The following is a 26,082-nucleotide window of genomic DNA, read 5'->3' as shown; positions in this document are numbered from 1 at the left end:
GTGCTGCATTGTGAAAAAGATCAATAAGATTTTGGTGGCAAACCGCGGAGAAATCGCTATCAGGGTTTTCCGCGCCTGTACAGAACTGAAAATTCCAACAGTTGCAATTTATTCACAAGAAGACAGCGGTTCATATCATCGTTATAAAGCAGACGAATCGTATTTGGTAGGAAAGGGTAAAAAGCCGATTGATGCTTATCTGGATATAGAAGATATCATCCGTATCGCAAATGACACGGATACTGATGCAATCCATCCGGGTTACGGCTTTTTATCCGAGAATGTTCATTTTGCACGCAGATGTGAAGAAGAAGGAATCCTGTTCATCGGACCTACTTCAGCGCACCTGGACATGTTCGGCGATAAAGTGAAAGCGCGTTCACAGGCGATTGCTGCCGGAATTCCTGTAATACCTGGAACTGACGGACCGGTGGAATCACTCCAGGAAGTGGAAGAATTCGCTAAGACAGCCGGTTTTCCTTTGATGATCAAAGCTTCTTTAGGCGGCGGTGGCCGCGGCATGCGGATTGTCCGCAATGAGGAAGAACTGGCATCATCTTATGAAAGAGCGAAATCGGAAGCGAAAGCTGCTTTTGGTTCTGATGAAATGTATGTAGAGAAATTTGTTGAGAAACCGAAGCATATCGAAGTCCAGATTCTGGGTGACCAATATGGCAATATCGTCCACCTCTATGAACGCGATTGCTCGATTCAGCGCCGCCATCAGAAAGTCGTGGAAATAGCGCCTTCAAATTCAATCAGCAATGACCTGCGCAATGAAATCTGTGATGCTGCAGTAAAGCTGATGAAAAATATTGATTACATAAATGCAGGGACAGTCGAATTCCTTGTATCGAATGATGAATTCTACTTTATAGAAGTAAATCCCCGTATCCAGGTAGAGCACACGATAACGGAAATGATTACTGGAATAGACATAGTCCATTCCCAAATCCATATCGCCAGAGGCCATGAACTTCACGGTGATGTGATTTCCATTCCTTCACAGGATGAAATTCCGTTATTCGGTTTTGCGATTCAATCCCGTGTGACTACTGAAGATCCTGTTAATGACTTTATGCCGGATGCCGGTAAACTGATGGTCTATCGTTCCGGTGGCGGATTCGGTGTCCGTCTCGACACAGGCAACGCTTTCCAAGGCGCAGTAATTTCACCGTATTATGATTCACTGCTTGTGAAATTATCCACTTGGGCGCTTACATTCAAGGAAGCGGCAGGCAAAATGGACCGGAATTTACAGGAGTTCCGTATCCGTGGAATAAAGACAAATATTCCTTTTTTGGAAAATGTAGTTAAACACCCTAGTTTCATCAAAGGTGATTTTGATACAAGCTTCATCGATTCTACACCTGAATTATTCCTGTTCCCGGTAAGGCAGGACCGCGGGACCAAACTGTTAAGCTATATCGGCAATGTCACCGTCAACGGTTTCCCGGGAATCGAAAAGAAAAAGAAACCGATTCACGCGGCGCCAAGAAAACCGGAAATCGATCTGAGCACAACATTGCCGCCAGGTACGAAGCAGATTTTCGATGAAAGAGGAGCGGAAGGATTGGCTAAGTGGATCCATGAACAGGAAGATGTCCTCCTGACAGATACGACATTCCGTGATGCGCACCAATCTCTCCTAGCCACGAGACTCCGTTCATATGACATGTTTGCTGTTGCAAAAGAAACGGCGCATTTGCAGAAAGACCTGTTTTCAATGGAGATGTGGGGAGGGGCGACTTTTGATGTTTCTTACCGATTCCTCAAAGAAGATCCTTGGCAGCGTTTGATCAAATTGCGGGAGCAGATGCCGAATGTACTGTTCCAGATGCTATTCCGAGGAGCGAATGCAGTAGGCTATAAAAACTACCCGGATAATGTCATCCGTGATTTCGTGCGTAAATCAGGTGAAGCGGGAATCGATGTATTCCGTATCTTTGACAGTCTCAACTGGATCAAAGGGATGGAAGTGGCTATCGATGAAGTGAGGCAGAGCGGCAAAATTGCTGAAGCGGCAATATGCTACACCGGCGATATCCTGGATCCAAGCCGTGATAAATATACTGTACAGTACTACAAAGATATGGCGAAAGAGCTCGAAGCGTCCGGCGCGCACATTTTAGCCATCAAAGATATGGCGGGCCTTCTCAAGCCAGAAGCTGCTTACCGTTTAGTTTCCGAGTTGAAGGATACGGTATCCATGCCGATCCATCTCCATACACATGACACGAGCGGAAACGGAATTTATATGTATTCGAAAGCCATCCAGGCTGGGGTTGATATTGTCGATACAGCACTTGGTTCCATGGCAGGGCTTACTTCGCAGCCAAGCTCGAATTCATTGTATTACGCAATGAACGGCAGCGGCCGCGAAGTCCGTATGGATATTCAGGCACAAGAAAAACTTTCGCATTACTGGGAAGATGTCCGTAAATACTACAGTGATTTCGAAAGCGGCATGAACAGCCCGCATTCGGAAATCTACGTCCACGAAATGCCAGGCGGCCAATACAGCAACCTGCAGCAGCAGGCCAAAGCTGTCGGTCTGGGGATGCGCTGGGAAAATGTGAAGGAAATGTATTCCCGTGTCAATATGCTGTTCGGTGATGTGGTGAAAGTTACGCCTTCATCGAAAGTAGTGGGAGACATGGCGCTCTTTATGGTGCAGAATGATCTGGATGAAGAAACGGTCATCTCCAGAGGCGAAACGATCGATTTCCCGGAATCGGTCATCGAATTCTTCGAAGGATATATCGGTCAGCCACACGGCGGTTTCCCTGAAGAATTGCAGAAAGTGGTTCTGAAGGAGCGGAAGCCGATCACGGTTCGTCCAGGTGAACTTCTGGAACCTGCGGATTTTGATGACATCGGCAAAAAGCTTTTTGAGAAACTGGATCGTCCTGTAACCAGCCATGAAGTGCTTGCTTATGCTCTCTATCCGAAAGTTTTTGATGAATATTCGTTGACGAATAAAACATTCGGTGATGTTTCCGTACTGGATACGCTGACGTTCTTGTATGGCATGAGGCTCGGAGAAGAAATCGAAGTTGAAATCCAAAAAGGGAAAACGCTGATCGTTAAATTGGTATCTATCGGCGAACCGCAAAAAGACGGTACCCGTTCCATTTATTTTGAATTGAACGGCCAGCCGCGTGAAGTGAGCATCAAAGATATGACGGTAGAAACTGACAGTGCCGCCAAACCGAAAGCGGACCCAACTCAGGAAAGCCATATCGCAGCTACGATGCCTGGCACTGTTTTGAAAGTTGTTGCAGAGAAAGGCGCCAAAGTAAAACGCGGCGACCATCTGCTTGTGACGGAAGCCATGAAAATGGAAACGACGGTGCAGGCACCTTTCGACGGAACAATTACGGAAATCCATGTGAATGCCGCAGATGGTATTTCAACTGGAGACCTGCTGATAGAAATGGAAAGAAATTAAAAAAACGCGGGCGCATTTGCGTCCGCGTTTTTTATGATTTTGTATAACTCCGTGAAACCAGAAGTACCATATAACACAACAGCCCGAATAATAAACTGATGAAGAGGGAATGCAATAATGCAACAGCAAGATTTAACTTTGTCAGCACCACCAGCATGCCTGTCGTCGCCTGCATCATAACGATCGTGAAGGCGATGATCCAGCCCCAGTAAATTGCTCGCTGGTCTTTATAATGCTTGATGGCGTGCCACATGATGACACCTATCCAGATGATGATCAAACCGGCTGCAGCACGGTGTCCCATTTGAACCCATTCATACATATTGGAAGGGAGGGCAAATGAATCGTTGCGGCATAGCGGCCAGTCAGAACAGATCAGACTGGAGTTGGTATGTCTGACAAGCGCCCCTGTATAAATGACGATATAAGAATATAACGTAACACCGATCGTGTGGAATTTCAGTGTTCTGCCGATCTTCAGTTTCTCTGTATCGAATTTACGATCCACTTCAAAAACGAGAAGCGTCAGCAATAACACAGATGCAAAAGAGATAAGGGAGATTCCGAAATGGAGAGCGAGTATAAAATCACCCTGGCCCCATAATACTTGCGCTGCACCGATCAAAGCTTGCAGAACAAGGAAGAAAACGGAAGTGACAGCTAAAAATTTGGTCTCACGCACGTGGCCGAATTTTCGCCAAGCCCAGACAGCCAGAATCAGGATCAGAATACTGACAGCTCCTGTAACCAATCTGTGGGAAAACTCAATCAGCACTTCAGCTGTTATGACCTCAGGGATCAGTTGGCCATTACAGCCAGGCCAGTGCCGTCCGCAGCCCATTCCGCTTTCAGTCTTGGTGACAAGAGCGCCTCCCAGCAGAATAAAAAGCATGCCGATTGAAGCTGCTACTGCGAACCATTTTATATATTTGTTTTGCTGCAAGAATGCCACCTACTTTTTCTATATGAAAATACATTTATCCGTCCATAACCTGCATACTCGATAATAGCGAAACTCTGCTTAAAACACAACGGAAAATCAGCAATACCGGAAACTTTCGATATTTGGACATATTAAGGCGAGCCTTCACAAACTGTTCAAAAACTATTATTTTTCATTATTAAAAATGGAGGTGCAGTGATGTATGATAGGGTGAGTGCAATTTGAGGCTAACTCCCCATATTCATAGCTTTTATCGTTAAATTTCAGTTATATGTAGAAAAACGGCTGGATTTTAGATATAGTTATGGTTAGCGGACTATGCTTACAACTTTGAAAGGAGGAGGTTGAATGTCGAACGGCCGGTCTATGTCTGCGGAAGCACATGATGCGCCGGAAACTACCACCTTTGTCCAGGATTTTTTGGCACTTATAAAAATCGGGATTGTTAATTCGAACCTGATTACAGTATTCACTGGACTGTGGCTGGCGTTTCAGTTTTCTGACAGACATTTTCTACAGCATTTGGACATCCTCGTCTACACCCTGGTCGGATCAGCATTGATCATAGCAGGTTCTGCTGCCATGAATAATTATATTGATACAGATATCGATCCATTGATGGCGAGCAAGAAATCAAGGCCGACGGTAACAGGGAGATTCAAACCATCTGCTGTTCTGGCACTCGCTGTTTCTTTCATTGTTTTAGGCGAAATCTTTTTGTTTTCCGCATCTGTTTCAGCCGGGGTTCTCGGCATAGCAGGAACTCTGGCATACGTGGTCCTGTATTCGATGTGGTCGAAGAGAAGACATGTCGGCAATACTATTGTCGGCAGCATCTCGGGAGCAATCCCGCCGCTTATCGGATGGGCCGCAGTTGAACCAACTTTGGGTGCCGGTGCCTGGGCATTGTTCCTGATTATGTTCATTTGGCAGCCGCCGCATTTTTATGCGCTTGCCATGAAACGGACGGAAGAGTACCGGGCTGCAAATATCCCGATGCTGCCGGTGGTGAAAGGTTTCCACCGGACAAAAAAATCTATGCTGGCATGGGTTTTAATGCTGTTCCCTTTACCATTCCTTTTGCCGGAATTGGGAATTGGCTTCTTCATCTTAGCAACACTTTTGAATCTGGGTTGGCTGTTTCTGGCTATCCGGGGCTTTAAAGTGGAAGATGATCTGAAATGGGCGAAGAGTATGTTCATCTATTCGTTGAACTATATGACGATTCTATTCGTTGCGATGATCATATTTGCTGTATTCGTCTGATTTCCTATACTTAAAAACTTTTAAATGAGAGAGGGGTAAGAAAAGCTATGATGAAAGGACTTACTAATTGGCGTCTTTTCGCATTGTTGACAGCATTGCTCGTCTTTCTGTCGGGCTGTGGGCGTGAAGAGATTTCGACTCTGATCCCTGCTGGCAAGGTTGCGCAGGACCAATTCAATCTTCTGATCTTGTCTACAATCGTAATGACTTTTGTAATTATAGTTGTATCAGTCATCTTCGTATTGGCGATTGTTAAGTTCCGCCGCTCTAAGCTTGGGGATGATATGATCCCGGAACAAGTTGAAGGAAGCGCGAAACTTGAATTTATCTGGACAGCAGTTCCAATCGTACTGCTTTTGATCCTTGCAGTGCCGACAGTATATTCTACTTTTGATTTGGCGGATGTTACTGCTATGGATGCTGAAACTGAAGAAGGCGAAAAAGAGAATCTTACTGTCAACGTTACAGCTAAACTGTATTGGTGGGAATTTGAATATCCTGAACAAGGTGTTGTAACGGCTCAGGAATTGGTTGTTCCAACTGATGAACGCGTTTACTTCAATCTGATCTCTGCTGATATCAAACACTCCTTCTGGATTCCTTCAGTCGGCGGTAAACTCGATGTTAACCCGGAAAACGTCAACAAATTCTATCTTGAATTCGATCAGGAATCTTCTGAACTCGAAGACGGCGTCTTCTATGGTAAGTGTGCTGAGCTTTGCGGGCCATCACACGCATTGATGGACTTTAAAGTTAAATCAGTGGACCGTGAAGAATTCGATCAATGGATCGCGGCAATGCAGGAAGAACCTGAACCTGCAGCTGAAGCACTTGCACAAGAAGGTGAAGAAACATTCGCCAACAGCTGTATCGGCTGCCACGCTGTTTCAGGAACTGCTCCTGCAGGGATGCAAGGACCTAACCTTACAACCTTCGGCGATCGCAACCGTGTAGCTGGATTTTTGGAACATAATGAAGAGAATTTGAAAAACTGGATTGAAAATCCACAGGAATACAAACCAGGAAACTTGATGCCTGACGGCAAAACCAACAACGGCGGAGAACCATTCTCCGAACAGGAACTCGATGCGCTAGCTGCGTACCTGATGAGCCTGTCTGTTGAAGAGTAAAAGCGTCAGAGTGTAAAAAGGGAGGTATACAGTGTGAGTTCTTTAGCTCAAAAAAAGGGATTCGGCGCAGTCATATGGGATTATCTGACAACAGTAGACCATAAGAAAATCGCTATCCTCTATCTAATCTCAGGCGGCTTTTTCTTCCTTGTAGGTGGACTGGAAGCAATGATGATCCGGATCCAGTTGATGAAGGCAGGAAATGATTTCCTAAGTGCTGGATTATACAACGAAATTATAACAATGCACGGTACTACCATGATTTTCTTGGCGGCAATGCCATTGCTGCTGGCGTTCATGAACGCAGTTATGCCTCTTCAAATCGGGGCACGTGATGTAGCTTTCCCATTCTTGAACTCTTTGGGATTTTGGCTGTTCTTCTTCGGGGGAATCTTCCTGAACCTTTCGTGGTTCATGGGCGGCGCACCTGATGCCGGCTGGACAAACTATGCATCACTCGCTTTGGCTTCTGAAGGGCACGGAATTGATTTCTATTCACTTGGACTGACGATTTCAGGTTTCGGTACATTGATTGCAGGGATCAACTTCCTTGTAACGATCATCAATATGCGCGCACCTGGTATGACTTATATGAGGATGCCATTGTTCACATGGACGACTTTCGTCGCTTCAGCATTGATCTTGCTGGCATTCCCGCCACTTACAATCGGATTATTCTTTATGGTATTTGACCGTTTGTTCGGCGCGAATTTCTTCGTAGTCGAAATGGGCGGGAACACGATCATCTGGGAGCATTTATTCTGGATTTTCGGTCACCCTGAAGTTTACATTCTTGTATTGCCGGCATTCGGTATCTTCTCTGAAATCTTCGCGATTTTCTCGAGAAAACGCCTATTCGGTTATACAGCTCTAGTATTTGCAACAATCCTTATCGGTTTCTACGGATTCATGGTATGGGCTCACCACATGTTCACTGTCGGTCTTGGGCCAACTGCCAACGCGGTATTCGCATTAGCGACAATGATCATCGCGGTTCCAACGGGTATTAAAATCTTCAGCTGGCTCCTTACAATTTGGGGAGGAAGCATTTCATTCACCGTACCTATGGTTTATGCAGTTGCTTTCATTCCATCGTTCGTTGCCGGTGGGGTAACGGGTGTCATGCAAGCTATGGCGCCGCTTGATTACCAATTGCACGATTCTTACTTCATCGTCGCTCACTTCCATTACGTTATCGTAGGCGGGGTAGTGTTGGCGATCCTGGCAGGTACGCATTTGTACTGGCCAAAAATGTTCGGAACAATGTTGAGCGAAAAACTTGGAATGATCACATTCTGGTTCTTCTTCATCGGTTTCCACCTGACATTCTTCATCCAGCATTTCCTAGGGTTACTGGGTATGCCGCGCCGCGTTTACACATTCGGCGCTGACCAAGGCTGGGACCTGTTCAATATGATCAGTTCCGTCGGTGCTTTGTTCATGGCAATCGGTGTACTGGTAATGTTGGTTAACGTAGTATTGACTACTGTTAAAAATGTACGTGTCGGCAATGACCCATGGGGCGATGGCCGTACACTTGAATGGGCGATCCCTTCACCACCGCCATTCTATAACTTTGCACAAACTCCATTGGTCCGTGGTTTGGATACTTATTGGATCGAAAAAATGGAAGGCAATAAAGAAGGTATGGTCTATGCAGAGCCGCTTGGCGATGTCCACATGCCTAATGGTTCCATCATTCCATTGATCATGTCATTCGGAATGTTCGTTGCAGCATTCGGTGCACTTTACTTCCTCGATGATTCGAAACCTTGGGCACTTGCTGTATTGATCATCGGTCTTGGAATCACTTTCGGTTCGATGCTTGTCCGTTCATTGAAAGATGATCTGGGCTTCCATATCACGAAAGAAGAATTGATCGAAGATGCTAAGAGAGGAGGCAACACCGATGGACTTAAATAAGAGATATACCGCTCAATCCTGGCCGGATCATCCTGAAACGGCGACATTGGAAGGTAAAAACAAGTTCGTCGGATTCTGGTTGCTTCTGGCTGCTGAAACTGTAACCTTCGCCTCTCTGTTTGCCACTTATCTGGCTTTGAAAGACAGAGGGCCTGAGGGTTCTGAATTTACAGCTGCAGGATTATTCGAACTTCCACTGGTTTTTGCGATGACAATGATCCTATTGACTTCATCGTTGACAAGTGTGTATGCAATGCATCATATGAAAAACCATAATTTCAAAGCCATGCAGGCTTGGCTGGGCATAACTGTTTTGCTTGGACTTACTTTCCTTGGTTTGGAGATCTATGAGTTCAACCACTATGTGCACCTTGGCTTCGGCTATACGACCAGCGCGTTCAGTTCTGCATTCTTTACACTTGTCGGAACTCACGGTGCCCACGTACTATTCGGACTTAGCTGGTTCATCGCTTTGATGATCCGCAACTCAAAACGCGGATTGAATATGTATAACGCACCTAAATTCTACCTTGCAGCATTATACTGGCATTTCATCGACGTAGTATGGGTGTTCATCTTTACTGTAGTCTATCTGATGGGAGTGATCGGTTAATATGGCACACGATACAACTGAAAAAATCAGATCACACGCTGAGCACGAATTTTTAAAGAAGAAGAGATCAGCTGAAATGCGTCACCAGCTAACATCGTTTGCAATCATGATCTTCCTGACATTAATTGCATTCACGATGGTGGCGGCTGGATTCTCGACTTACCTGATCGTACCAATCATTCTTTTATTGGCTGCGGTTCAAGTAGTCCTTCAGCTATATCATTTCATGCACCTAAGCAATAAAGGCCACGGAACAGTAGCATTTTTCATGTTCAGTGGAATGTTTGTCGCCTTCATCACGATTTTGGCACTTGTAACTATCGTTTGGTGGTAAATAGCAATATAAAATCCCCCTTCACATAATTGTGAAAGGGGATTTTTTTTTGTAATTAAACAAATAGTGAAAGATGTTGGAGACAACTGAAATGTGTAGCATAAACTAAATATAGGGGGAGTACGGGAAATGTCATGATTCGTTCATTGATATGCTGGGGGTTCCGCTATATAATGGGGGTACTTGAGGAAAAGGAGGTATGTTAGGCATGCCAATCAGTATTTTCGGATTTCAGGCTTTATGGAGTCCGTATTACTTAGGAGCCCTTGTCTTGATCACTCTCTTCTATTTTTTAATCACAACCAAGTGGAGAGGTAAATTTAAGGACAGTGAACCTTTAAAGCAAAAAGAAGCGCTGCTGTTCGTTTCCGGAATGGCCTTGTTATATATTATTAAAGGGTCGCCTGTCGACCTATTGGGACATATTACATTTACGATGCATATGGTGCAGATGGCATTCCTCTTGTTGTTGGCGCCCCCTCTGATTATTATGGGGATTCCGTCATGGCTGTGGAGATGGTTCATCGATCTTCCTGTCATCAGACCGTTGTTCATGTTCTTCACTAAACCGATGCTTGCGCTGATTCTGTTCGGATTGTTCTTCTCAGTCTATCATTTGCCGCTTGTATTCGATTTCGTAAAACAGGATATGCTGCTTCATGCTGTTGTCAGCAGTCTGTTGTTCGTTTTCGCGATCTTCTACTGGTGGCCGGTAGTCAATAATCTGGAAGGGATGCATAAATTCCACGGTTTGAAAAAACTCGGATTCCTTTTCGGACTGAGTGTCCTGATGACGCCAGCATGTGCACTGATCATTTTTAGCAGTTCACCGTTCTATGCGACTTATACAGATGCGGATGCCTGGCTTCAGGCAATGGCACTTTGTGTGCCGGTCGGAACTTTATCACAATTGAATCTCTCCGGTCCCGAGTTGTTTACGTCCATGAGTTTGATTGAAGATCAGCGTACCGGTGGAATCACGATGAAAGTGCTTCAGGAATTAGTATTTACTGTATTCATTTGGCTGGTATTCTATGAATGGCTGCGCAATGAAAATGACAATGCAGATGAAATTACTGCGAAAGTGTTGCAGGATCGAAAAGAGATGGCTTATCACCGACATAATGGGTAAAGCATAAAAGGGGATTAAAAGAGATGGATTTACCGCTATTGCCAACTATCAGTACATTTTTTATCGTATTAAGCGCTATTTTTGTAGCGATTGGCTGGAATCTAATCCGGCAGCGCAGGATCGAAGCACATAAAAAGGTGATGCTTGCAGCAGGGGCTTCAGCTCTGACTTTCTTCATCATTTATGCGTCACGTACGATCTTCATTGGAAACACTGCATTCGGCGGACCGGAAGAGTATAAAATCTTCTATACGATTTTTCTTGTCTTCCATATCACCCTGGCGACAACAGGCGGGATCATGGGATTGATCACTATTTGGTGGGGCTTGAAGAACCGTTTGGATAAACACCGCAAAATCGGTCCTTATACCAGTGTCATCTGGTTCTTTACAGCAATTACGGGTGTGATGGTTTATCTGCTATTATATGTAATCTATAAAGGCGGACCGACAACTTCAGTGATCAAAGCGATTCTTGGCGGAGAATAAGAAAAGGAGAACCTCAAGGGGTTCTCCTTTTACAGTTTATTGAAAAAAGATAACTATAAGCAATTGATATTGCGCAAAACAGCTTCGCTTTCCTGGGGGCTTGTACTGAGCTAACTCGTGCTCGGTACCCTTCGCCCGAGTGGATCTCAGCATTTCGCGCGAAACGGAGTTGGAAAGCCAGCTCCGTTTCTAATCCCCTGGGAGTCTCGCTGGTTTGCTCCATATCTCAGTATGGCTTTCTATAGAAGTGGTCTAGAAAAGGAGAACCTCCAGGGGTTCTCCTTTTAGTGTGGAATGTTTTATTTGTTATATTTTAAAGTCGATTTTGATGATCCCGGCTTCACGTGCTGATGTGAAAAGGATGACGATCAGTGGGCCGATAAAGAATCCAAGGAAACCGATCAGCTGCAATCCGATGAACATCGCGATTAACGTCGCAAGCGGTGACAAGCCGATATGGGAACCCATGACTTTCGGTTCGACGGTTCTGCGGATGATCAGCAGGACAAGCGCCAGAACAGCCAATTGCGTGCCTTGTACGACGTCGCCAGTGATGAACTCATAGATGAACCAAGGTGTCAGGACGATGATTGAACCAAGGATCGGAATGAAATCGATGACCCAAATTATAAGGGACATGACAATGGCAACTTCAGGAGCAATGAACAGCAATGCCACCAGCGATACAAGGAAGATGATGACGCTGACGAGAAATTGGGCTTTCAGGAAGCCGAAGATGACATTGTTCAACCGGGCAGCCATGAAGCGGACTTTCTCTGCTGTAGTGTCTTTCAATCTGCTGAAAAGAATGCGTTTCAAATCGTCCAGGTCCAACATGAAAAGGAACAAAGCGATAAGGAAAACGATAAAGCTTACCAGGAAAGAAGGGATGCCTGTCAGGAGGTTAGTGACAGTATCATAATTGACGATGGTTAATAGCCAATCCCTGATGCCTTCCAGAAAAAGTGCCAGTTCTGTTTCGAATGAATTGACGACTTCAACTGGCAATTCTTCAGAAGAACGCAGGAAGAAATCCTGCATTTCCTCCCATATGGAGGAGAGGCTATTGATGTATACCGGCATATTTTGGGAAACCATGATCAGTCTGCCGATCAGGTACGTCACTGTCCAATAGAGAAAGGATGAGACGAGCAGCAGAAACACGATGAATGCAGTGATTACAGCTGATTTCCGCTGCCATTTTAAACGCTTCTGTAAAAAGACGACGAATGGCTCAAGAAAAATAGCCGTCAGCAGAGCCAATATTAACGGTATGGCAATTGGAATTATGTATATTGAAATTAATATTAATAACGAAATAATAAGTATTATTGTCAAAATCTTTTTATTCCACCACTTTGCCACGATAAACCTCCCAAAAACATTATATTATGATTATATCAATACCCATTTGTAAAGAAAACTTTTTAAAAAAATCCGCAGTTCAATGTTGAACTGCGGTTTTTTTCCAAGTGTCAACTCTGGCCATTAAATGGACCTGAACACTTTTCTACACTTGGATTTCAAATGCTTTTAATTCGGATTTAATTGTCGCCAGAATATCGGCGCAAGTTTTCAGCAGATGCTCTGGGAAGTGCTCATCTTCACCATATTCAACGCCGAATGGATAATAGTATTTACCGATTACCGGCTTCATAACTTTTACGGTTGCGTCGCCTGCATCAATATCGCCATCTACCGCATAAGCGAATACGCGCAGATAATAGCGGCCTTCACGGACATCGAATTTACGGTCGAACGTAACCCGCTCGTAATCCCATTGTCCTTCTTTAGTCATACCGTGTTTGCCCATAATATGCTGGAGCAAATTGAAGTCTACCAGAATGTCCTCAAGTCCTGTATTTTCAAAATACATAGGATCTCCTCCTCTATCTCAAAACTGACTCAATGCTCCTTTAATAATAGATGAAATTTGCGCTTGTTGCAATGGCTAGATTGTGTCAGTATAGAGGCGGCTGTTATAATTGATGAAAATAGCTTGGGAGGGTGGAAGACGATTGAAGAATTTATTGCGTATCATGATATTTCTGTCAATCATCCTCATTACATTTTTTTACTTTGATTCGTCGATAAATGAGAATGACATTCTGGAAGCTCCTCGAAAAGTGGACCCGCTGCCTGCGCAGGAGATCATAGAAAATCCTTTGGCGGTTGAACGACCTGATGAAGGGATATCCGTTTATATCGGGAAACCTTCGGAGGAGTGGATTGATGATTACGGTCAGCCTTCACGGATTGAACCTTCAGCATTCGGTTATGAATGGTGGATTTATAATCAGTCGTATTCCAATTATAAAATGGTAGGGGTCAAAGACCAGAAAGTCGTGCAGGTCTATACTGCCGGCACAGCAACCGATGCGGCTCCTTACAGCATCGGGCAGAGTATAGAAGATCTGTACCGGTTTACGATCATTGAAGACGAAGTGACGGTGAAATACGGAACGAATATCTATACATTCAGTTTGGGCGCTGAAGACCGCGAAACCAGATTACTGGTCAGTTTCGATGATATCTATGCACAGCTTTATATTGATCAAGAAGATGGAATGCTTGAAGCGGTCAGGTTCATGAACGCCGAAACACTTATCCGACATCAGCCATATGACATGATGTATGTAGGAAATCTGCTGGTTCCGATCAATCCTTCTTCAGCCTTGCAGGCGTCCATCGACAAAGCGAACGCTAAACAGGTAGTCGATCTGACGAATGTATACCGCCTGCATCATCAGCAAAAACCGTTGGCTGTCAACGCAGCGGTAAGTATGCTGGCTGAGCGGCATAGCCGCAATGTGGCCCGCCAGGATTTCTCGTCGGAGGATATTGAAGTGGAAGGCTTGGAAGACAGACTGAAAAATTCCCGTATCATATATGACGAAGCGGCTGAAAATACCGCTTCGCAATATTATGACGCCGCTGAAGCGGTCCATGGCTGGATAAATTCGGAAGACCACCGGGATACTTTATATTCGAGCCGGTTCAATCAAATCGGGGTCGGTGTATTCGGAAAATATTACACGCAGAGCTTCTTGCGACAGGAACCGACCAAAGCTGAAAAACAATAAAACCATTCAAGTTTTTGGAACGATGAAAAAGGAACCGGTGGAGGTGGCGATATGCTTTCCGCCGGTTTCGTATATATTGCCTTCGATGACCATCGTATGACGGCCTTGGCGTATGATATTAGCCTCTGCAGTGATGGTTTCTTCTGTCGCGACAGTCAGGTAATGGATGGCCAGATTCGTTGTCACGGCCCCGTAGCCTTCGGGGCATTTACTGTTGGCCAGAGTGCCCATTGCAGTGTCGAGAAGAACAGCCAGGATTCCGCCGTGGGGAATGTCGATATTATTATGGATGAATGGCGTATTGGGGATGCTGACAGTCCAGCTGTCATTCTGCCGTTCTCTTTCCATGCCGAGCGCAGCGCTTAAATAGGTAGTAAAGCCGCCGGCCTGCTTCTTTTCCAGATTATCGAGAAACTGCGAGAGGATTTGAATATCCTCCTGAGAGCCGTTGTCCACGGTTCTTTTAAATTGCGCCATTAAATCCTTCATGATGACAACCCTTTCTTTATGTATTAAAATATTTGTATGTTTGATATAATTGAACCGTAGAGGAGGTAATACTTGTGATCATGACCTACGAATGGGTTCAAATTGCTGACTCTGCTGAAGAGTTAAGTAGAATGATACTACAATCAGAGCAGGCTGAGCAATATCGACAAGCTTACCGTGCTGTTTACGATAATAAAGAGCTGGCGGCTGAAATAACCGCTTTTGCCCGTTTAAAAGATTTATATGAAGAGGTGCAGCGTTTCGGGAAATATCATCCTGATTATAAGGATGTCATGAAGCGCATCCGGGTCGATAAACGGAAATTGGACCTCAATGAGAAAGTCGCCGAATTGCGGCTGGCTGAAAATGAGTTGCAGGATCTGATTGATCAGGTGAGCTTCATTATCGGCCGTTCCGTTTCGGAGGCGGTCAAAATCCCTTCGAGCAACCCTTTCTTTTCATCAGATTCCTCATGTGGAGGAAGCTGTGGAACGGGCGGCGGATGTTCCTGTTCAGCTTAAGAAAAGCCGGTGGAGAAAAAAGCATTGCTTTTTTCTCCACCGGCTTTTTGTGTGCGCCAATATTATTCGGTTTCTTTCAATGCTTTCACTGCCACATCGGGACGGTCAGTGATGATGCCTTTTGCACCGGCATCAATCAGCGAACGGATGATTTCCGGATCGTCGATTGTCCAGTAGTGGACGGGCACATTCAGGTTTTCTAGAAACGCGATGAAGCGAGGCGACACCAGATTGAATCCGTTTGAACGGATTGGAATCTGGAACATATCCGCACGCGGCTTATAAAGATGGCCGAATTGGCTGTTGAATGCCGCGAAGGCTTTTCTCACTTCATTTTCTCCTGCTCCGATGGCCACCCGGTTTTGGGCATAGAGATTGAACCGGTCGATTTGTTCGTCGAAGAAGCTGGTGACGCCAACACGTTCTTCCACGCCCGCAGATTCGATCAGGCGCCAAAGTTTGGAAGGCAACAGACTGCCTTCGTATGTTTCCGGCGAATCCTTCATATCGATATTGATATACATATCAGGGAATTCATCCAATAATTCGCGCAAGGTGATGATTTTTTCATCTCCGCCACGGTAGGAATTATTGCCTTCAAGATCTTCGAAATGGTAGCCAAGATCAAGTGTGCGAAGTTTTTCAAGTGTCAGATCTGCTACTTTGCCGGCGCCGTCCGTAGTCCGGTCGACGAACTCATCATGAAATACGATCAGTTCCTCATCGCTGGTAAGGCGTATATCGATTTCGAAACCGTCTATACCGTACGACGCAGCTTTTTTAAATGCGGCCATTGAATTCTCAGGCGCAAGTGCGGAACCCCCGCGATGCGCGAGAATCATCGGACGGTCATATTCCAGTGCATTTTTTTTAGGGCGTGGCTGTGCAGTAACCAAAGCTTTTGAACCTGCCCAGGCCGCTGCTCCGACTGCAACCGCAGCTATGCCTATTTTCGTTTTTTTACCCATGGCTATGTAATACCCCCTCGTATAGTGACGCTAAATCCATTATATCCAATAATGAAAAGCAATGTCAGTTAATATGCTGTATCGGCCCAAACTTCCCTGAATGGCGGTTGCGGCTTTTTTCTTTCCTATGGTATTCTAGAAGCTAAGAAAAGAGGGATGGCTATGCATGATCGCCAGGGACTGATTGTCTATGTGCATCATTTGAAACAGGCAAAATCATTGCGCAAGTTTGGACATGTTCATTTCATTTCACGGAAATTGAAATATGTCGTTCTATATATGGATCAGGATGTCATTGAAACTACAAAAGCGAAACTGCTGAAGTTGCCGTATGTCAAGCAAGTGCTTGAATCCCAACGGCCATTCATCAAGACTGAATACGAAAATGCGAAACCCGATAAAGCTAAGGAATACGATTATAAAATCGGCCTTTGATCATTGCATCGGCGGGATATAATGGTTCAGGCGCAAGACGGATATCAGATGGCTGAAGTAAAACTTGCGGTCGGCATAGACGGTGGAATGCTTAACATCCATGAAAATCGGCAACCCGCCAAGTTCTTTGACAGCTTCCTCGAATAATTCAAGCCGTTTCGAGTTTTCAGGAATTCCTTCACGGCAAATGTAAATGGGCATGAAATTACCCTGTTCTGCTGGTTTGAATGCAGCTGCCACTGATAGAACGGTTTTTCCGTCCATGTCTTTTGAGACGAATGCAAAACCGTGCATAAAACGGCTGCGGTTGGTCATCATCAATTCACGGAGTTCGTAAATATCTCCGTAACCTTCTCCAAGCTCGATAAAACGCTGGATCATTTTAACACGTCCTTTCCAGTACCCATTCTACCATCTATAAGGTGGATTGCATCAATAATTTCATCAAAACTGGGAGGCAGAAACATGCGCGTAGTTGCAGGCAAGGCAAAAGGGCTGCCTTTAAAGGCGGTACCGGGAAATTCCACCAGGCCGACGACGGATAAAGTAAAAGAGTCGGTTTTCAATATGATCGGCCCATTCTTCGATGGCGGCAATGCACTTGATCTTTTTGCAGGAAGCGGTGGGCTTGGCATTGAAGCCTTAAGCCGCGGGATAGATAAAACCGTTTTTATTGATAAGGACAGCAAAGCCATCGAAACAGTCCGGGCAAATCTGGAAAAAACCCGTCTTAACGGACAAGCGGAAGTTTACCGCAACGACGCGAAGCGGGCGATCAAAATCCTGAAGAAAAATGATTTCAAGGCCAGGCTGCTGTTCCTGGATCCACCGTACCATATCACGGAGGCGTATGACTTGATGGATTATGCAGCTGAAAATGGGATCCTCACAACGGACACGATAGTAGTCTGCGAGCACGAAAAAGGGGTCCAGCTGGCTGATCGCACCAAATATTTCGAACGGTTTAAAAATGAAAATTACGGCGGTATCGCCATTTCAATTTATCGCTATACAGGGGAAGAGGGAGAAATTATTGAGTAAGGTTGCCGTAGTACCGGGTAGTTTTGATCCAATTACGATGGGGCATTTGGATATCATCAAGAGAGCTTCAAAGATTTTTGATGAAGTGAAAGTGGTTGTCATGAATAATTCTTCAAAAAATCCACTGTTCAATGTGGAAGAGCGCATTGCGCTAATTGCGGAAGTGACCAGTGCGATTCCAAATGCAACAGTGGATTCGTTTGGCGGATTGCTGATTGATTACGCGGTGGAAGTCAAAGCGAATGCGATCATCAGGGGACTGCGGGCAGTATCGGATTTCGAATACGAAATGCAGATCACTTCGATGAACCGTTTCCTGAATGAAGACATAGAAACATTATTTATGGTTTCAAATAATCAATATTCGTTCCTCAGTTCGAGCATCGTTAAAGAAGTGGCGAAATATAACGGCAATATTTCCGGTCTGGTTCCGGAAGCTGTTGAAAAAGCCTTGAAGAAAAAATTCGATTAAGTCACGATTCCGTGGCTTTTTTGTTATTCTTTTTTGAATAGAGAGGGTAATCTCATGAAAAATAAACGTATGATCCTTTATCTGATATTAATGGCGGTGGTTGTCTTTATTTCCTTTTACCGCATGGACAGTTATATAACACGTCCGGGCAGCGCGTACGAACTGTCGCCGCTTGTAGAAGTCCAAAATGGCGATGAGGACGACGAAGGAAGCTTCAGTCTGATGACCGTATCGATGCTGAATGCTACTCCGGCGCTTTATGTGTATGCCATGTTCCAGGACGGCTATAAGGTGCTGCAGCCTGAACAGGTCCGCAGTCCGCACGAAACGGAAGAAGAGTATAATGTACGCCAATTGAAATTGATGTCGGATTCACAGGTCAATGCCTTAAAAGCGGCGTTTGAAACCGCCGATATGCCGTTTGAAGTGGAAACAGCAGGAGTGTTTGTCCTGAATGTTCTGGAAGGCGGAGCGGCGGATGACATTCTGAAGGCCGGCGACCGGGTGCTGTCCATAGACGGCAATGAATTTGATAATCAGCAGGACTTCATCGATTACCTGGCTGAAAAGCAGGTCGGGGATGCTGTGGAACTTGTAATAGAACGAAATGAGCGGGAACTGGTTGAGACGGTTACATTGGAACCTCTTCCGACTGATGATGAGCGGGCCGGCCTCGGAATTTCCTTTGTGGAAGATAAAACGATTACCACAGATCCCGAAGTGTCGATCGATTCCGAAGAAATCGGGGGGCCTTCCGCAGGTTTGATGTTCACTTTGGAAATCATCAACCAGCTGCTGGAAGAAGATATCACCAAAGGCTATGACGTAGCTGGCACTGGTACGATGGAAAGTGAAGGCGAAGTTGGGCGCATCGGTGGAATTGATCAAAAAGTGATGGCGGCTGACCGCGATGATATGGAAATATTCTTTGCGCCGGATGACGAAGTGTCCGCTGACAACGAAAGCAATTATGACGTGGCAGTGGAAACTGCAGAAAAAATCGGCACGGATATGGAAATCGTGCCGGTTAAAACGCTGCAGGATGCGCTCGACTATTTAGAACAGCTTCAACCGAAATAAATCGGCGGTGTTGTAAATTCTTTTTTCAGATGACTGCTTCCAAGGCCAAGCTGATATAGGCTGCTGGCATGAATATCGAGTTTGCCCATGCTGTTGTCCGCCAAGTCGGCGGCGCGGCTGATGACGGGCAGCTTGATATTCTTTTTTTGTGCGTTGAGATACTGGCGGCCGTTTTGCGTCATTCCCAATAAGCGCAAATAGGACGGCTGCCTGAAGGATTTCAGCATCTCCCACGTAAAGCCCGTGAAAATATGCGTCAGCATCCGCTGGATCCGGGTCCGGGTGAATCGTTTCGACTTGATCCTGCCAATAAATCCTTCAAAATCCTGTTCTTTACTGGCGGCTTCATAAATGAGATTCTCAATGCCTTCAGTCACCTCAGCATATCGGCGGAGATTTTCAGGCTTTTCTCTAAGGATAGTAAATCGGAGCATCGGATAAAAAGTTTCCCAGCTGCCGAAACGGCCGTATTCATTTGCGAAGCTTTGAAGTGATTCGATTGAATAAGCAGGCAGGTAAGCGGAAAGCTCTTCAAGCGAGCCGCCTTCAAAAAAGGCTTTCCGGATTCCTGTCGCACTGGCGATGGATAATCCTTCCTGGATTGGATCATGGTAATTTGCGCCGATCCGCTGGATGGTCAACGGCTGTATTGAAGAAGAGATCCGTTCAGCAGCTTCCATGTAATGATAGCCCAGAATATTATTCGGTTTCGTCAGGTCGGCAAAGCCTTCCTGTCCGTCGGTCACAGCCTGATAAGCTTCATTCATCGCTTTCGGATAGCTGATGCCTGACTGGACGGCTTCATGAATCTTTTGCTGATACTCCTGGTTTTTCCGGTTCAGCAATTGACGGGATTTAAGGAAAGGTTCGATGGCACCTTGTTCGCTGCCGAAGCAAAATGCTCCACAGCCGATGGCATCGAGCAAGGTGATGGCACCTCTTGCGAAATCCGATGCTTGTGCAGTCGCATAAACATATGGCAGTTCAATGACCAAATCGACGCCATTCGCAAGTGCCATCTCTGTCCGTTTCCATTTATCGGCGAAGGCTGGTTCGCCGCGCTGCAGAAACTGGCCGCTCATGACTGCGATCAGGATATCGGCTCCTGAACTCTCTCTGGCACTTCTGGCATGATGCAGATGGCCGTTATGGAATGGGTTATATTCAACAATGATGCCTGCAGCTTTCATTCGTCCAACTCCTTTGGTAAACTTAAGTCTAAGTATAACGATGCCTGGAATAGTGTGACAAGATTTTTTCTTGACATCTTTTTCTGCTCATTATATAATCAACTTTGTTGTCTTGAGGTGATTACTTATGAAAATAGCGATTCAACAGCTTCAAAAGCATCGCAAAGACGGGATGAAGATCGACCAGATGGTTAATCTCGAAGAAGTGAAAAAACGCAATAGCGATATTCGTGATATTTCACCCATCCACGTCACAGGACATTGCACAATTGGTTCGCAACAACTCACGTGCCAGCTTCAGCTCAAAGGCATGCTAATCCTGCCTTGCGCACGAACTTGGGAAGATGTCGAATTTCCTGTAGATATTGAATCGGTTGAAATTTTCACCTGGTCGGAACATGGCCTGGGTGATACAGATGATAATGTTCACGCGGTCACAACGGAAACGATAGATTTCCAGCCGGTCCTCGAAGAACTTATCCTTCTTGAAATTCCGATGCAGGTCTTTAAGGAAGACGCCGATCAAGCCGTTATCAAAGGCGGCGAAGAATGGTCATATTCGACAGACGAAGAAGTTCAGGCGGAGAAAGAAGAAGCACAACCAAAACCGGATCCAAGACTTGCTGATTTAGCAAAGTATTTCGATCAGTCAGATGAATAGAATCACTGTAAGGAGGTGTCACCAATGGCTGTACCGTTCAGAAGAACGTCCAAAACCGTTAAAAGAAAACGCCGTACGCATTTCAAATTGTCCGTGCCGGGCATGGTAACTTGCCCAAGCTGTGGCGAATCGAAATTGGCTCACCACGTCTGCAAAGCATGTGGATCATACAAAGGGAAAGAAGTTGTAGCAAGCAAATAAAACAGTATTTGCTGCTAAAAGGCTATTGAGAGGCCATGGCTCTCGATAGCCTTTTTCTCTGTACATAAAATGATATGAATAACTATAAAACAGATATTCCGCAAAACAGCTGCGAAGGTATTAGCCGTGTCTTCAACGGCTAATACCTTTGCGACGAAGTGCGGAGCACTGCAGGAGCACGTAAATTTAATTTGTGGTTGCTCGGGCTGAACCAATTAAAAACGGTGCTCCTGCATCGCTTCGCTAGCTTCGTCGCAAAGCGCTGGCCGAAATACTTTGGCCGCACTTGGCTGCTTGCGCTGAGCTAACTCGTGCTCGTTACACTTCGCCCGAGTGGATCTCAGCACTTCGCTTGGTCGCCTGGGAGTCTTCGCTGCTTTGCTCCATATCTTTAGAGATTTTTCTCAGCGCCGGCGCGCCTATGGACTGAGCGGAGCAATAAGACGAGTGGTCTTCTCGGCTTATTGCGGGAGCTTTGTCCTAAGCGCCGAAGCGGTATATATAGTTTCAAAATAAAGCGTTTATAAATACATACCCACACTCACGAGGTGAATTGGAATGGCCTATAAAATCGAAACAACCGATGGGATTATGACATTTACAATCGACCGGCCTGAAATCCGCAATGCGGTCAACGCGGAAGTGATGGAAGGTTTGGAGGAACTGATTGAACGCGCCTCAACAGAGCTGCCGCGCCTGGTCATCATTACGGCTGCCGGTGAAAAAGCATTCTGCTCTGGAGGCGATCTGTCCGTATTCCATGCTTTGGAGACGGAAGAACAAGCCTATCCCATGCTTAAACGGATGGGAGACGTGCTTTACAAAATTAAAACATTGCCAGTGCCTGTTGCGGCCCTCGTCAACGGAACAGCAGTCGGAGGCGGCTGTGAAATAGCGACCGCCTGTGACTACCGGCTCGTCCGCAGCCATGTGAAAGCCGGCTTCATCCAAGGCACTTTGGCCATCACCAGCGGCTGGGGAGGGGGAACCTACCTGTTTGAAGCGCTTCAGCATGACCATGCTTTGAAGATGCTCAGTGAAGCCCGCCTTTACACGGCGGAAGAACTGCTCGAAAACGGCTGGGCAACCGCCATTATCCGCGAAGATGGAGATATCGAAGAATTCATCTCCTCATTTCGCAATGTCCTTCCAGAAGTGCACCGCGCATATAAGGAAATGGCAGTCAGAAACTGGCTCGCTACAAACCTGAAGGAACGTGTGGAAGCTGAAATTCGGCGATGTGCACAATTATGGGCTAACACAGCCCATCATGAAGCCGTCGCGAGATTCCTTGGAAAATCCAGAAAGTAACGACCAGCAAACCTGTTGCTCATTGAGTGGCAGGTTTTATTTGTTTAATTTTAACAGTGCAAAATCGCTCCATCACCGCTGTAAAAGGATATCAGATGCCCGTATATTCAGAAATTTTTTCAGCCAATAGTTGAAATCGCTTACAAACATCATATATGCTATAGAAGGGAGAAAACATAGGGGGTATTTCAAATATGAAAAAAATCCTGATTGCGAACCGGGGAGAAATTGCACGACGCATTATTCGTACATGCGAACGCCTCGGTATCGAAACGATTGCTATCCATTCTGAGGCAGATGGGGATCTGCCTTATGTTAGTGAAGCAACGGAAGCTGTGCTGATCGGTCCGAATCCGGTTGTGCAGTCATATTTACAAGCAGAAAAAATTATTGAAACGGCTAAAGAACATAATGCGGATGCCATTCATCCAGGTTATGGGTTATTGTCCGAAAACGCCGGATTTGCGCGCAAGGTGCAGGAGGCCGGATTGATCTTCATTGGACCGGACAGCAGCATCATTGACATGATGGGGGATAAAATCGAATCCCGCCGTGCGATGATTAAAGCTGGAGTGCCTGTTGTACCGGGCACGGAAGAAGGCGTGGCTTCACTTGAGGAAGCGATTACAGAAGCCGGTAAAATCGGTTATCCGCTGATGTTGAAAGCCAGCGGAGGCGGAGGCGGTATCGGAATGGTGCGCTGTGAAAGTGAGCAAGCGCTCAGTCAGCAATTCGATTCCGTCAAGAACCGCGCTAAAGCCTATTTTGGCAACGATGTCGTGTATCTGGAGAAATTCATCGCGGATGCCCGCCATATCGAAGTCCAGATATTCGGAGATTCCCATGGCAATATCGTTCATTTATTTGAGCGCAATTGTTCCGTGCAGCGCCGCAACCAGAAAGTGATTGAAGAGTCACCATCACCTCATCTTCCGCAGGATGTGCGTGAACGCTTGTGTGATGCCGCAATCCGCGCGGGTGAAGCGGTAGGTTACAGTAACGCGGGTACGGTGGAATTCATCGTCGATCAATCAAATGAGTTTTATTTCCTTGAAATGAATACCCGTTTGCAGGTGGAGCATCCGGTTACTGAAGAAGTGACAGGGCTTGATCTTGTTGAATGGCAGATTGATGTGGCAAGAGGCGGCAAGCTGCCGGCGCAGGATGAGATAACGACAAAAGGTCATGCAATCGAATACCGGATCTACGCGGAAGATCCAAAAACGTTCTTCCCGTCACCCGGCAAGCTGGAAAGAATCGAATGGGGTGAAGGTGCCCGCATCGAAACCGGCTATGAGCAAGGAAACGCCGTCACTCCGTTTTACGACCCGATGATTTCAAAAGTGATCATTACTGGGACGGACCGGATGGACGCATTATCAAAATCACAGAAATTTTTCAATCATGCTACAATTGATGGGGTAAAAACGAACATTCCGTTATTTAAGGAATTCATCGAATCACAGGAATTCATCTCAGGGGAATACGCGACAGCAGTATTGCCGCAATGGATGGAAAAATCGAAGGAGGAAAAAACAGTATGAAAGAATTGAAAGCGACAATGGCAGGTACCGTATTGAATGTATTAGTAGGAGAAGGCGATGCAGTAACAGCGGGGCAGGCAATCCTGACAATCGAATCCATGAAAATGGAAATTCCGGTTGAAGCTGAATTTGCAGGAAGCGTTGAGAAAGTGAATGTTGAAGTTGGCGGATTCGTCAACGAAGGCGACACTTTGGTGACTTTAGGGGAATAATCGCGATCGACTAGCAAAGGGGGCAGGCATTATGACTAAAACTACTGAAACAACGGGGTATAATGAACGACTTGAAGAAAAGCTGGCAAAAATATTTGCCGGCGGCGCACCGAAATACCATGAAAAAATGAAAGAAAGCAATAAACTTTTCGTGCGTGACCGCTTAAAATTGCTTTTCGATGATGAAAACTACGCTGAGGATGGACGCTTTGCAAATGTGGAAGCTGATGGCCTACCGGCTGATGGCGTCGTAACAGCAATCGGTAAAGTCAATGGCCAGACGGTCTGCGTCATGGCTAACGACTCGACGGTAAAAGCGGGTTCATGGGGTTCCCGCACAGTAGAGAAAATCATCCGCATCCAGGAAACAGCTGAAAAAATGCAGGTTCCGATGCTGTATCTGGTCGACTCTGCTGGTGCCCGCATCACTGACCAATTGGATATGTTCCCAAACCGCAGGGGAGCAGGTAAAATTTTCCATAACCAAGTAAGAATGTCCGGCATGGTGCCGCAGGTCTGCTTATTGTTCGGACCTTCGGCTGCAGGCGGAGCCTACATACCGGCCTTCTGTGACATCGTCATCATGGTCGAAGGAAACGCTTCGATGTATCTCGGTTCTCCACGCATGGCTGAAAAAGTCATCGGAGAAAAAGTGACGCTCGAAGAGATGGGCGGAGCACGCATGCATTGTACAGTCAGCGGAGTTGGCGATGTCCTGGTTTCTTCTGAAGAAGAAGCGATTTCTGAAGCCCGCCGTTATTTGACGAATTTCCCGGCGAATTTCGCCATCAAACCTGAAAAGATCGAAGCGAAAGCGGCAAAAGCGGGACGCACGCTGGAAGCGATTATTCCGGAAAATCAGAATGCGCCATTTGATATGTATGAATTGATCGATCAATTGATTGATGAAGGTTCATTCTTCGATATCAAAAAACTTTTTGCACCGGAATTGATTACAGGCCTTGCCCGCATTGACGGACAGGTTGTCGGTATTCTCGCCAACCAGCCGAAAGTGAAAGGCGGCGTATTATTCGGTGATTCAGCGGATAAAGGAGCAAAATTCATCAACCTGTGTGACGCTTTCTCGATCCCTCTTTTATTCCTTGCCGACGTACCTGGCTTCATGATCGGAACGAAAGTGGAACGTGCGGGAATCATCCGCCACGGCGCGAAATTCATCGCTGCGATGAGTTCAGCTACTGTGCCGAAAATTTCCGTTATCGTCCGCAAGGCATATGGGGCAGGACTTTATGCAATGGCTGGCCCGGCATTCGAGCCGGATGTCTGCATCGCTTTGCCTACAGCTCAAATAGCTGTTATGGGACCAGAAGCTGCGGTCAACGCGGTCTACTCGAATAAAATCGAAGCGATCGAAGATCCGAAAGAACGCTTGAAGTATGTCCAAGAAAAACATCAGGAATACAAAGAAGAAATCGATATCTATCGTTTGGCTTCCGAACTTATCGTCGATGAAATCGTAGCGCCGTCCGATCTTCGCGGTGTGTTATCGCAAAGGCTGTCAATCTATGAAACAAAAGATTTACCGATGCCTTATCGAAAACACGCAATCACTCCTGTATAATGAAATGTAAGA

Annotated in this window: 27 protein-coding genes; 20 read left to right on the top strand and 7 right to left on the bottom strand. The window is 45.9% G+C overall.

All coding sequences use genetic code 11. From position 1 onward, the window contains the following. Nucleotides 1–10 precede the first annotated feature (10 nt). Nucleotides 11–3,451, top strand: a complete 3,441-nt coding sequence (gene pyc / locus D2910_RS04345; protein WP_117312500.1) for a pyruvate carboxylase — start codon at nt 11–13, stop codon at nt 3,449–3,451. 31 nt (nt 3,452–3,482) lie between these two features. Here the strand turns inward: pyc and D2910_RS04340 are convergent, their stop codons facing one another. After that, nucleotides 3,483–4,394 (bottom strand): COX15/CtaA family protein, encoded by a 912-nt coding sequence (locus D2910_RS04340; protein ID WP_101801967.1) that lies wholly within the window; start codon nt 4,392–4,394, stop codon nt 3,483–3,485. Between the two features lie 348 nt (nt 4,395–4,742). Between D2910_RS04340 and cyoE the strand changes: the two genes are divergently transcribed. The 7 genes from cyoE (at nt 4,743) to D2910_RS04305 (ending at nt 11,280) form a co-directional block, all read left to right on the top strand. After that, complete coding sequence (gene cyoE / locus D2910_RS04335) at nt 4,743–5,660, top strand: heme o synthase (protein ID WP_117312499.1); 918 nt, start codon at nt 4,743–4,745, stop codon at nt 5,658–5,660. 47 nt (nt 5,661–5,707) lie between these two features. Continuing rightward, complete coding sequence (gene coxB, locus D2910_RS04330) at nt 5,708–6,790, top strand: cytochrome c oxidase subunit II (protein WP_117312498.1); 1,083 nt, start codon at nt 5,708–5,710, stop codon at nt 6,788–6,790. Between the two features lie 33 nt (nt 6,791–6,823). Continuing rightward, nucleotides 6,824–8,713: a cytochrome c oxidase subunit I gene (locus D2910_RS04325; RefSeq protein ID WP_117312497.1), complete on the top strand. Its 1,890-nt coding sequence runs from the start codon at nt 6,824–6,826 to the stop codon at nt 8,711–8,713. Then, complete coding sequence (locus D2910_RS04320; protein ID WP_117312496.1) at nt 8,700–9,326, top strand: cytochrome (ubi)quinol oxidase subunit III; 627 nt, start codon at nt 8,700–8,702, stop codon at nt 9,324–9,326. The genes D2910_RS04325 and D2910_RS04320 overlap by 14 nt, the downstream gene beginning before the upstream one ends. A 1-nt stretch (nt 9,327) precedes the next feature. Beyond that, the gene (ctaF, locus tag D2910_RS04315) at nt 9,328–9,660 is read left to right on the top strand and encodes a cytochrome c oxidase subunit IVB (RefSeq protein ID WP_117312495.1); all 333 of its coding nucleotides are present in this window, start codon (nt 9,328–9,330) and stop codon (nt 9,658–9,660) included. 208 nt (nt 9,661–9,868) lie between these two features. After that, nucleotides 9,869–10,792 (top strand): cytochrome c oxidase assembly factor CtaG, encoded by a 924-nt coding sequence (gene ctaG / locus D2910_RS04310; protein ID WP_117312494.1) that lies wholly within the window; start codon nt 9,869–9,871, stop codon nt 10,790–10,792. Nucleotides 10,793–10,815: 23 nt separating this feature from the next. Continuing rightward, complete coding sequence (locus D2910_RS04305) at nt 10,816–11,280, top strand: DUF420 domain-containing protein (RefSeq protein ID WP_117312493.1); 465 nt, start codon at nt 10,816–10,818, stop codon at nt 11,278–11,280. 306 nt (nt 11,281–11,586) lie between these two features. On the opposite strand, the gene ytvI is transcribed toward D2910_RS04305, so the two are convergent. Together ytvI and D2910_RS04295 are read right to left on the bottom strand one after the other, a co-directional pair. Further along, nucleotides 11,587–12,645, bottom strand: a complete 1,059-nt coding sequence (gene ytvI / locus D2910_RS04300) for a sporulation integral membrane protein YtvI (RefSeq protein ID WP_084244939.1) — start codon at nt 12,643–12,645, stop codon at nt 11,587–11,589. A gap of 145 nt (nt 12,646–12,790) precedes the next feature. Then, nucleotides 12,791–13,156, bottom strand: a complete 366-nt coding sequence (locus D2910_RS04295) for a YugN family protein (protein ID WP_084244941.1) — start codon at nt 13,154–13,156, stop codon at nt 12,791–12,793. Between the two features lie 142 nt (nt 13,157–13,298). On the opposite strand from D2910_RS04295, the gene D2910_RS04290 reads away from it, so the two are divergent. Further along, nucleotides 13,299–14,363 carry a CAP domain-containing protein gene (locus D2910_RS04290; RefSeq protein ID WP_084244943.1) on the top strand — a complete coding sequence of 355 codons (1,065 nt, stop codon included), beginning with the start codon at nt 13,299–13,301 and terminating at the stop codon, nt 14,361–14,363. A gap of 6 nt (nt 14,364–14,369) precedes the next feature. Here the strand turns inward: D2910_RS04290 and D2910_RS04285 are convergent, their stop codons facing one another. Beyond that, nucleotides 14,370–14,852, bottom strand: a complete 483-nt coding sequence (locus tag D2910_RS04285; RefSeq protein ID WP_117312492.1) for a PaaI family thioesterase — start codon at nt 14,850–14,852, stop codon at nt 14,370–14,372. A 74-nt stretch (nt 14,853–14,926) separates the two neighbouring features. Between D2910_RS04285 and D2910_RS04280 the strand changes: the two genes are divergently transcribed. Next, nucleotides 14,927–15,373: a YlbF/YmcA family competence regulator gene (locus tag D2910_RS04280; RefSeq protein ID WP_084244947.1), complete on the top strand. Its 447-nt coding sequence runs from the start codon at nt 14,927–14,929 to the stop codon at nt 15,371–15,373. A 62-nt stretch (nt 15,374–15,435) separates the two neighbouring features. Here D2910_RS04280 and D2910_RS04275 read toward each other — a convergent pair whose 3' ends face one another. Further along, nucleotides 15,436–16,341 (bottom strand): glycerophosphodiester phosphodiesterase family protein, encoded by a 906-nt coding sequence (locus D2910_RS04275; protein WP_117312491.1) that lies wholly within the window; start codon nt 16,339–16,341, stop codon nt 15,436–15,438. 162 nt (nt 16,342–16,503) lie between these two features. Here D2910_RS04275 and D2910_RS04270 point away from each other — a divergent pair, with 162 nt between their 5' ends. Further along, nucleotides 16,504–16,776 carry a YlbG family protein gene (locus D2910_RS04270; protein ID WP_084244951.1) on the top strand — a complete coding sequence of 91 codons (273 nt, stop codon included), beginning with the start codon at nt 16,504–16,506 and terminating at the stop codon, nt 16,774–16,776. Here the strand turns inward: D2910_RS04270 and D2910_RS04265 are convergent, their stop codons facing one another. Next, nucleotides 16,777–17,157 carry a DUF7147 family protein gene (locus tag D2910_RS04265; RefSeq protein WP_117312490.1) on the bottom strand — a complete coding sequence of 127 codons (381 nt, stop codon included), beginning with the start codon at nt 17,155–17,157 and terminating at the stop codon, nt 16,777–16,779. 84 nt (nt 17,158–17,241) lie between these two features. Here D2910_RS04265 and rsmD point away from each other — a divergent pair, with 84 nt between their 5' ends. From rsmD to D2910_RS04250, 3 genes are read left to right on the top strand one after another with little or no spacing between them, the layout of a single operon-like run. Next, nucleotides 17,242–17,817: a 16S rRNA (guanine(966)-N(2))-methyltransferase RsmD gene (rsmD, locus tag D2910_RS04260; protein WP_117312489.1), complete on the top strand. Its 576-nt coding sequence runs from the start codon at nt 17,242–17,244 to the stop codon at nt 17,815–17,817. Beyond that, the gene (gene coaD, locus D2910_RS04255) at nt 17,810–18,289 is read left to right on the top strand and encodes a pantetheine-phosphate adenylyltransferase (RefSeq protein WP_084244957.1); all 480 of its coding nucleotides are present in this window, start codon (nt 17,810–17,812) and stop codon (nt 18,287–18,289) included. The genes rsmD and coaD overlap by 8 nt, the downstream gene beginning before the upstream one ends. Before the next feature lie 54 nt (nt 18,290–18,343). Beyond that, nucleotides 18,344–19,369, top strand: coding sequence for a SepM family pheromone-processing serine protease (locus tag D2910_RS04250; protein ID WP_117312488.1), 1,026 nt, complete (start codon nt 18,344–18,346; stop codon nt 19,367–19,369). On the opposite strand, the gene D2910_RS04245 is transcribed toward D2910_RS04250, so the two are convergent. Then, nucleotides 19,357–20,559, bottom strand: a complete 1,203-nt coding sequence (locus tag D2910_RS04245) for a nucleotidyltransferase (protein ID WP_117312487.1) — start codon at nt 20,557–20,559, stop codon at nt 19,357–19,359. The genes D2910_RS04250 and D2910_RS04245 overlap by 13 nt on opposite strands. A 127-nt stretch (nt 20,560–20,686) precedes the next feature. On the opposite strand from D2910_RS04245, the gene D2910_RS04240 reads away from it, so the two are divergent. The 6 genes from D2910_RS04240 to D2910_RS04215 all read left to right on the top strand — a co-directional run bounded on the left by D2910_RS04240 (nt 20,687) and on the right by D2910_RS04215 (nt 26,070). Next, nucleotides 20,687–21,220 (top strand): YceD family protein, encoded by a 534-nt coding sequence (locus D2910_RS04240; RefSeq protein ID WP_084244963.1) that lies wholly within the window; start codon nt 20,687–20,689, stop codon nt 21,218–21,220. 24 nt (nt 21,221–21,244) lie between these two features. Beyond that, nucleotides 21,245–21,421 (top strand): 50S ribosomal protein L32, encoded by a 177-nt coding sequence (gene rpmF / locus D2910_RS04235; protein ID WP_033541041.1) that lies wholly within the window; start codon nt 21,245–21,247, stop codon nt 21,419–21,421. A 558-nt stretch (nt 21,422–21,979) separates the two neighbouring features. Beyond that, nucleotides 21,980–22,732 (top strand): enoyl-CoA hydratase/isomerase family protein, encoded by a 753-nt coding sequence (locus tag D2910_RS04230; RefSeq protein ID WP_101801982.1) that lies wholly within the window; start codon nt 21,980–21,982, stop codon nt 22,730–22,732. Between the two features lie 194 nt (nt 22,733–22,926). Further along, a complete protein-coding gene (locus D2910_RS04225; RefSeq protein WP_117312486.1) occupies nt 22,927–24,276 on the top strand; it encodes an acetyl-CoA carboxylase biotin carboxylase subunit in 1,350 nt (449 codons plus the stop codon). Beyond that, the gene (locus tag D2910_RS04220; RefSeq protein ID WP_084244969.1) at nt 24,273–24,488 is read left to right on the top strand and encodes an acyl-CoA carboxylase biotin carboxyl carrier protein subunit; all 216 of its coding nucleotides are present in this window, start codon (nt 24,273–24,275) and stop codon (nt 24,486–24,488) included. Before D2910_RS04225 ends, D2910_RS04220 begins: the two co-directional genes overlap by 4 nt. A gap of 31 nt (nt 24,489–24,519) precedes the next feature. Next, the gene (locus tag D2910_RS04215) at nt 24,520–26,070 is read left to right on the top strand and encodes an acyl-CoA carboxylase subunit beta (protein WP_117312485.1); all 1,551 of its coding nucleotides are present in this window, start codon (nt 24,520–24,522) and stop codon (nt 26,068–26,070) included. Nucleotides 26,071–26,082: the final 12 nt, after the last annotated feature.

The sequence above is a fragment of the Planomicrobium okeanokoites genome, from assembly GCF_003428875.1.
GTDB lineage: Bacteria > Bacillota > Bacilli > Bacillales_A > Planococcaceae > Planococcus > Planococcus okeanokoites.
Note: the sequence above shows the minus strand (reverse complement) of the source record. Positions and strands in the feature narration are given on the sequence as shown.